Source organism: Kitasatospora sp. NPDC001225 (assembly GCF_053597855.1).
Map to the genome: position 1 here is coordinate 93,011 of NZ_JBSFJC010000011.1, position 6,371 is coordinate 99,381.

The 6,371-nt window shown below is 73.6% G+C and carries 3 protein-coding genes and 1 tRNA gene; all 4 read right to left on the reverse strand.

Annotated features, from left to right (window positions below; genetic code table 11):
* Positions 1–19: 19 nt before the first annotated feature.
* The 4 genes from ACWDCZ_RS06195 to ACWDCZ_RS06210 all read right to left on the reverse strand — a co-directional run bounded on the left by ACWDCZ_RS06195 (position 20) and on the right by ACWDCZ_RS06210 (position 5,937).
* Positions 20–841, reverse strand: coding sequence for a hypothetical protein (locus ACWDCZ_RS06195; RefSeq protein WP_074000714.1), 822 nt, complete (start codon positions 839–841; stop codon positions 20–22).
* Between the two features lie 393 nt (positions 842–1,234).
* A complete protein-coding gene (gene leuS / locus ACWDCZ_RS06200; protein WP_416876115.1) occupies positions 1,235–4,129 on the reverse strand; it encodes a leucine--tRNA ligase in 2,895 nt (964 codons plus the stop codon).
* A gap of 341 nt (positions 4,130–4,470) precedes the next feature.
* On the reverse strand, positions 4,471–5,766 hold the full coding sequence (locus ACWDCZ_RS06205; RefSeq protein WP_449815338.1) for a hypothetical protein: 1,296 nt from the start codon (positions 5,764–5,766) through the stop codon (positions 4,471–4,473).
* A 98-nt stretch (positions 5,767–5,864) separates the two neighbouring features.
* Positions 5,865–5,937 (reverse strand) — tRNA-Ala (locus ACWDCZ_RS06210).
* Positions 5,938–6,371 lie beyond the last annotated feature (434 nt).

The following is a 6,371-nucleotide window of genomic DNA, read 5'->3' on the forward strand; positions in this document are numbered from 1 at the left end:
CCCGTGACGCGCGACCGGCTCAGCCCGCCGAGGGCCCCGTCGAGGGCTTGCGCAGCCGCTGCGCCAGCTTGGCCAGCGGATCGGCGAGCCCGAGCAGCTCCTCCGCGCTCGGCCGCCCCTTCCCGTCGGTCAGCCCGGCCCGAGCCGCACCCCCGGACCGCGCCGCACCCCCGGTCGCCCCCGCGGAACCGCCGGACCCCGCAGCAGCACCACCGACCCCCGCGGAACCACCGGACCCCGGGGCTCCACCCGCCCCCGCAGAACCGGCAGCCCCCGAAGCACCCCCCGCGACGTCCCAGTGCCGCAGCGCCCCCGCCTCGCTCTCGCACTCCTGGCTCAGCCGGCTCAGCTCGTCGTCCGCGAACCGGTGCATCCGGTCCTGCGCCGCCCAGCGCATGGTCTCCGCCGAGTGCGTGATCCGCTCCGCCCGCTCGCGCAGCTCCGGCAGCTTGGCGGCGATCCGCGCGGTGTCCGGCTCGCGCTCCAGCATCCGCAGCTCGCCGTCGAGTTCGGCGGCGTGCGTGTCGAGCCGGTCGAGCAGGGCGAGCGACTCGCCGAGCTGGGAGTCCTGCGCGAGGCCGCCCTCCAGTACCTGCCGGGTGCCGTCGAGCGAGGTCCGCAGGCCCAGCCGGACGGTGGCGATCTGCGCGGGCGGGCCGACCCTGGTGTACGTCTTCGCCTTGAGGGTGGCGGTCTCCACGGCGCGCCGGGCGTTGGCCTCGTGCTTCTCGATCTTCGCGCCGACGGCCTTGGCGGCCTTGACCGTGCCGATCACGGCCAGGACCATCGCCGCGACCCCGAAGAGCAGGACCAGCCCGATCATCACGCCGAACACGTCCATCGCGCGCCACCTTCCGCCGTCGTTCCGGCCCCCACCGGGCCCAACGCGGGCCGCATTGCCGAGGGTTCCACGGTAGCCGCCGGAACCCGCCCGGGGGCAGCCGAGAGGGCCCTGGCGGACGGAGATCAGGGTCAGATCCGGGATCTCCCCGAGGGCCCCCGACCACCCTGGAAGCCCCCCGCAAGCGCCCCGCAAGACGCCCAGCCGGCACCGAACCCGAAAACGCCGACTCCCGAAAGCACCGGATCCCGAGAACGCCGACCCCCCCCCCCGAAAGCACCGGACCCCGAAAGACCCCGAAAACGCCGGACGGGCGCCCCGAAGGACGCCCGCCCGACCGCTCACGCGACCGCTCCCGCGATCACCCCGCGGTCACTTCCGCACCAAGAACACTCAGCCGGTGACGATGTTCACCAGCTTCGGCGCCCGCGCGATCACCTTCCGCACCTCGGCCCCGCCGATCGCCGCGATGACCGCCGGCTCCGCCAGCGCCAGCGCCTCCAGCTCGGCGTCCGAGATGCCCGGCGCGACCTCCAGCCGCGCCTTGACCTTGCCCTTGATCTGGACCACGCAGGTCACCGTCTCGTCCACCACGTACGCCGGGTCGGCGACTGGGTAGTCGGTGTGCGCCAGCGACTCGCCGTGGCCCAGTCGGCGCCACAGCTCCTCGGCGACGTGCGGGGCCAGCGGCGCGACCATCAGCACCAGCTGCTCGGCCACCGCCCGCGGCGTGGAGCCGCGCTTGACCAGGTAGTTGTTCAGCTCGATGGCCTTGGCGACGGCCGTGTTGAAGCGCAGCCCGGCCATGTCCCCGCGGATGCCGTCGATGGCCTTGTGCAGGGCGCGCAGCGTCGCCTCGTCCGGCTCCTCCTCGGTGACGACCAGTTCGCCGGTGGTCTCCGAGACGACGTTGCGCCACAGGCGCTGCAGGAAGCGGTACGAGCCGACGACGGCGCGGGTGTCCCACGGGCGGGAGACGTCCAGCGGGCCCATCGACATCTCGTACAGGCGCAGCGTGTCGGCGCCGTACTCGTCGGCGATGTCGTCCGGGGCGACGGCGTTCTTCAGGGACTTGCCCATCTTCCCGGCCTCGCGCTTGACCGGCTCGCCGTCCCAGAAGTACTGGCCGTCGCGCTCCTCGACCTCGGCGGCGGGCACCGGGAAGCCGCGCTCGTCGCGGTAGACGTCGGCGGTGATCATGCCCTGGTTGAACAGCTTGTGGAACGGCTCGACGGACGAGACGTGGCCCAGGTCGTGCAGCACCTTGTGCCAGAAGCGCGCGTACAGCAGGTGCAGCACGGCGTGCTCGGCGCCGCCGACGTACAGGTCGGCGCCGCCGGCGGGCTTGGTCTCCGTCGGGCCCAGCCAGTACTTCTCGTTGGCCGGGTCGACGACGGCCTCGGAGTTGGACGGGTCGACGTAGCGCAGCTCGTACCAGCAGGAGCCGGCCCAGTTGGGCATGGTGTTGGTCTCGCGGCGGTACTTCCTGACGCCGTCGCCCAGGTCCAGTTCGACGTTGACCCAGGCCTCGTTGCGCGACAGCGGGGTCTCCGGAGAGGAGGCGGCGTCGTACGCGTCGTAGGTGCGCGGCGAGTAGTCGTCGACCTCGGGGACCTCGACCGGCAGCATCGACTCGGGCAGCGCGTGCATCACGCCGTCCTCGTCGTAGACGATCGGGAAGGGCTCGCCCCAGTACCGCTGGCGGCTGAACAGCCAGTCGCGCAGGCGGTAGTTGACGGTACCCTCGCCGATGCCGCGCTCGGCCAGCCAGGCGGTGACGGCGGCCTTGGCCTCGACGACGCTCAGCCCGTCCAGGGACAGCGACACGTCGCCCTCGGTGCGGGCGGAGTTGACGATGACGGAGTCGTAGGTGTCGAACGCGTCGTCCCACTCGGCCGGGTCCTGGCCCCGCCCGTCGGTGGGCTCGACGACGCAGCGCATCGGCAGCGCGAAGGCGCGGGCGAAGGCGAAGTCGCGGTGGTCGTGGGCGGGGACGGCCATGATGGCGCCGGTGCCGTAGCCCATCAGCACGTAGTCGGCGATGAACACCGGGACGGACTCGCCGCTGACCGGGTTGACGGCGTGGGCGCCGGTGAAGACACCGGTCTTGACCTTGGCCTCGACCTGCCGCTCGACGTCCGACTTGGCGGCGGCCGTGGCGCGGTAGGCGGCGACGGCCTCGGCGGGGGTCGCGGCACCGCCGGTCCACTCGGCGGGCACGCCCTCGGGCCAGGCGGCGGGGACGATCGAGTCGACCAGGGCGTGCTCGGGGGCCAGCACCATGTAGGTGGCGCCGAACAGGGTGTCGGGCCGGGTGGTGAAGACGGTGATCTTCTGGTCGCCGGGGGCCGCGAAGTCGACCCGGGCGCCCTCGGAGCGCCCGATCCAGTTGCGCTGCTGCAGCTTGATGGCCTCGGGCCAGTCCAGCAGGTCCAGGTCCTCGATCAGCCGGTCCGAGTACGCGGTGATGCGCATCATCCACTGGCGCAGGTTGGACTTGAACACCGGGAAGTTGCCGCGCTCGGAGCGGCCGTCCGCGGTGACCTCCTCGTTGGCCAGGACGGTGCCCAGGCCCGGGCACCAGTTGACCGGCACCTCCTTGGCGTAGGCCAGGCGGTACTCGCCCAGCACCTCGTCGCGCTCGGCGACGGTCAGCCCGGCCCAGGCGCGCCCGTCCGGCAGCTCACGCGCGCCGGACTCGAAGTCGGCGACCAGCTCGGCGATCGGGCGGGCCTTGCGGGCGTCCGCGTCGTACCAGGAGTTGAAGATCTGCAGGAAGATCCACTGGGTCCAGCGGTAGTAGTCCGGGTCGATCGTGGAGATCGAGCGGCGCGGGTCGTGGCCCAGGCCCAGCCGGCGCAGCTGCTGGCGCATGTTGGCGATGTTGGCCTCGGTGGAGACCCGCGGGTGGGTGCCGGTCTGCACCGCGTACTGCTCGGCGGGCAGGCCGAAGGCGTCGTAGCCCAGCGTGTGCAGCACGTTGTGGCCGGTCATCCGCTGGTAGCGGGCGAAGACGTCGGTGGCGATGTAGCCCAGCGGGTGGCCGACGTGCAGGCCCGCGCCCGAGGGGTACGGGAACATGTCCATGATGAAGCTGTGCGGCTTCGCGGCGACGTCGCCGGCCGCCGGGTCGGCCAGCGCACCGGTGGGGTTGGGGGCGTGGAAGGTGCCCTCCTTCTCCCAGATGTCCTGCCAGCGGGACTCGATCTCGGCCGCCAGCGCAGCGCTGTACCGGAACGGCTCGGTCGCGGTCTCGGCCGCGCCGGACGCAGGGGTCGTCTCGCTCATGGTCCTTCAAGCTCCATCGGTGTCGGTTGGCGAACCGCGCGGGCGGCCGGCCCGTGGACCCGGCCCGGGACGGGATCGGGGGGCGGAAAACAAAAAATCCCCTCGCAGGAGGGGACGCCACGCCGACTCCGGCACCGCCCGAAGGCTCAGCCGGTCCTGGTCAGCGCGGCCGGCTAAGGAGCAGGCGCACGGTTCGCATGGGCTCAGGGTACCGCAAGCGGGTCGACGGGCTGCGGGGTATACCGCCGGGACGGCGGCACGGAGCCACCCAGGGCCGCACGAGGCCCGCGCGGAGCCGTCGCGGGACCGCCGGAGCCGTACGGCACCGACCCGGCCCCGCCCTACCGCGCCGCCACCCGCCCCGCCGCGTCGAACTCCCGCAGCGCCTTCGCCACCCGCTCGGACTGCATCCCCGCCGCGAGCGAGCGCGCCAGCGAGGCGGTGCGGGCCGCCTCCCGCTGGTCGCCGAGCCGGCGGTGGGCCTCGGCGAGGCGCACCATCAGCAGCGTCTTGGTGCGGGCCCGTCCCGGTCCGAGACCGGCCACCGCCTCGGCGAGCAGCACCTTGGCCAGCCGGTGCTGGCCGAGCGCCAACCGCCCCTCCCCCACCATCCCGGAGAGGGCGGCCCGGACCTCCTCGGTGCCGGGCAGGCCGTCCAGTTCGGCGAAGGCCCGGGCGGCGGCGGCCTCGGCCCGTTCGGCCTCGCCCCGGCGGCCGTACGCGCCGGCGAGCCGGCCGTACTGGCGGGCCCGGGCGACAGGGCTGAGCGCGGCGCCGTGGGTGTCCAGGGCGGTCACCAGCGCGGAGACGGCGTCCAGCCCGCGCCCGCCGGTGCCCTGGGTGGCGAGCACGACCAGCGCGCCGAGCACCGCGACGCCGAGCCGGGGGTCGCCGCTGACGTGGGCGGCGCGCAGCGCGGCGACGAAGGCGCGCTGGGCGGCGGCGTCGTGGCCGAGGTCGTACGCGGCCCAGCCGGCCAGCCGGGCGAGTCTGCTGGCCGTGCCGTAGAGCTCGCGGCCGAGCCGTTCGTCGTACGCGCCGAGTTCCAGCAGCTTGGCCAGCATGGCGAGTTCGGCCCGGACGGGGCCGAGGACGAGGCCGCCGCCGCAGGCCCGTTCGAGTTTCTGCTTGCTGCGGTAGGACAGGCCGAGTTCGCCGGCCAGTCCGGGTTCGACGCGCAGCGCGCCCTCGCCGCCGCCGACGGGCGGCGGCGAGGAGTCCAGGCGGGCGGCGGCCTGGTCGAGGTCGGCGCCGCGGAACAGGTCGGTGAGGCGCACCGGGCCGGCGTCGGTGGCGGCCTCGCGCAGCGCGGTCTGGGCGGTGTCGGCGGTCCACGGGTCGGTGAGCAGCCGGGGCGAGAGGATCTTGGCGCCGCGGTGGCCGCCCATCCGGCCCCAGAGCTGTTCGTAGGTGACGGCGATGCCGAGGGTGCGGCTGAGCACCTCGCAGACCGCCTGGTCGTGCGGGCTGCGCGGGACCATGCCGCGGTCGCGCCACTTGTACGGGGCGGTGGAGCTGATGGCGAGGCCCGGCGGCAGGGCGAGGCTCACCTCGCGGGCGAGCCGTTCCGGACTCCATCCGAGCTGGTGGAGTATCCGGGCCAGTTCCTCGTTCCGCCTTCGCTCCAGATCGGCCATGGCACGACGGTAGCGGGATTCCGGCCGCCGGGACCGGCGGCGCGGGCAGAACGGCGAAGAGCCGCCCCCCGTTTCCGGGAGGCGGCTCTCGACTGCTGTGGAGCTATGGGGAATTGAACCCCAGACCTCTTGCATGCCATGCAAGCGCTCTACCAACTGAGCTATAGCCCCTTGACCTGCGTTGTCACCGTGGTTCCCGGTTGTTTCCGGCCGTTTCCCTCGGCGACATCGACTACTTTACACGCTCCGGGGCGTGCTCCTGAAATCCGTTTCCCGAGGTCCGCACCACGCGCCCCGGGAGCCCGTCTCCCGCACTCCGGGCGTACGGCGCCCGCCCCCGGCGCCCGCCCTGACGCACGCTCCCAGCGCGCACTCCCGACGCACGCGCCCCGCCAACGCCCCGCCACCGCACCACCCGCCGACCGCGCGCCCCCCAGGAGAACCGCGAAGCCGCACCACCCGCCGACCGCGCGCCCCCCAGGAGAACCGCGAGGCCGGGCCCGAAACGCCGGAAGGCCGCCACCCCTTGGGTGACGGCCTTCCGAACTACTGTGGAGCTATGGGGAATTGAACCCCAGACCTCTTGCATGCCATGCAAGCGCTCT

What these genes read in the sequence shown, in the direction of transcription:
- leuS (WP_416876115.1), bottom strand. Translation starts at nt 4,129, where the DNA reads ATGAGCGAGACGACCCCTGCGTCCGGCGCGGCCGAGACCGCGACCGAG.
- ACWDCZ_RS06195 (WP_074000714.1), bottom strand. Translation starts at nt 841, where the DNA reads ATGGACGTGTTCGGCGTGATGATCGGGCTGGTCCTGCTCTTCGGGGTC.
- ACWDCZ_RS06205 (WP_449815338.1), bottom strand. Translation starts at nt 5,766, where the DNA reads ATGGCCGATCTGGAGCGAAGGCGGAACGAGGAACTGGCCCGGATACTC.